The 1,458-nt window shown below is 61.0% G+C and carries 2 protein-coding genes; both read left to right on the top strand.

The window, feature by feature from the left end:
* Positions 1-11 precede the first annotated feature (11 nt).
* Positions 12-764, top strand: a complete 753-nt coding sequence (locus OC610_RS27340) for a TPM domain-containing protein (RefSeq protein WP_264432552.1) — start codon at positions 12-14, stop codon at positions 762-764.
* 28 nt (positions 765-792) lie between these two features.
* Complete coding sequence (locus OC610_RS27335) at positions 793-1,410, top strand: TPM domain-containing protein (RefSeq protein ID WP_264432550.1); 618 nt, start codon at positions 793-795, stop codon at positions 1,408-1,410.
* The last annotated feature ends 48 nt before the right edge of the window (positions 1,411-1,458 follow it).

The following is a 1,458-nucleotide window of genomic DNA, read 5'->3' as shown; positions in this document are numbered from 1 at the left end:
CAGGAGTTCTGATGCGAGTGTTGAAATTTGGCCTGGTGCTGTTGCTCTGGGTCTTTGCCATCACGGCCCAGGCCGAATTGAGCTTCCCGGCGTTGACCGGGCGGGTGGTGGACTCCGCCCAGATGCTCGACCCGTCGGTCCGCGCGCAACTCGATGGGCAACTCAAGGCCCATGAACAGGCCACCGGCGAGCAGGTGGTCGTCGTCACGCTGGCGAATCTCCAAGGCGCCAGCATCGAAGACTTCGGCTATCAATTGGGCCGCCACTGGGGCATCGGGCAGAAAGACAAAAACAACGGCGCGCTGCTGATTGTCGCTCGCGATGATCGTAAGCTGCGCATCGAAGTGGGCTATGGCCTGGAAGATCGTCTGACTGACGCCCAGAGTTCGGTAATCATCAACCAGGTGATCACCCCTGCGTTCAAGACCGGCAATTTCAACAAGGGCATCAGTGACGGCGTGGCGGCGATGCTCGTGGTCCTGGGCGGCAGCCCCCTCGATGAACCGGCAGCCGCATACAGCGCGGGTGAGCAGGACGAGAAGGACTTCGTCGAGCGCCATCCGGGCTTGTTCATCTTCCTGGTGATGCTTTTTATCCTGACGGTATTTGTCTGCCAGGTGCTCGGTATCCTTCCCAGCGGTGGCGGGTCCAGTGGCGGTGGCTATTCAGGTGGCGGAGGAGGCGGCAGCAGCAGCAGCGGAGGCGGTGGCTTCAGCGGTGGTGGCGGCAGTTTCGGGGGCGGCGGTTCGTCGGGCGGCTGGTGATGACAATAATGAGCGGGCTCTTTAAAACATGGCATTACTGACTGAACACGAACAACGCAAAGTGGCCGAGGCCATCGCCCGAGTCGAGCGCGACACCGACGCTGAACTGGTCACGGTGCTGGCCGCCCGCGCCGATGACTACGCCTACATCCCGTTGCTCTGGGCCAGCCTGCTGGCACTGGTGGTCCCCGGCGCCCTGCATTACCTGACCGGCTGGCTGACCCTGCACAGCCTGCTGTGGGTGCAGTGGGCCAGTTTCATTGTGTTGTGCCTGGTGTTTCGCATCCCTGGCATCACGACCCGTCTGGTCCCTCGTTCCGTACGCCACTGGCGGGCCTCCAACCTGGCACGCCGGCAATTTCTCGAACAGAACCTGCATCACACCGTGGGCAGCACCGGCATGCTGATCTTCGTCTGCGAGGCCGAGCGCTATGTGGAGATCCTGGTGGACGAGGGTATTTCCAAGCGACTCGATAACAAACATTGGGATGCGATTGTCGTGGCGTTTACCCAGCAGGTTCGCCAGGGGCAGACGCTGCAGGGTTTTGTGACGTGCGTCGAGGCTTGCGGTGAGTTGCTCAAGGAACACGTGCCGGTGACCCATGCGCGTAATGAATTGCCGAATCGGTTGGTGGTTTTAAGCTGAGTGATTTGCTGCCGAACATTCCGTTGTGGCGAGGGGATTTATCCCCGT

Origin of the sequence: Pseudomonas agronomica (assembly GCF_025917275.1) — a bacterium.
In the GTDB taxonomy this organism is placed as follows: domain Bacteria; phylum Pseudomonadota; class Gammaproteobacteria; order Pseudomonadales; family Pseudomonadaceae; genus Aquipseudomonas; species Aquipseudomonas agronomica.
Note: the sequence above shows the minus strand (reverse complement) of the source record. Positions and strands in the feature narration are given on the sequence as shown.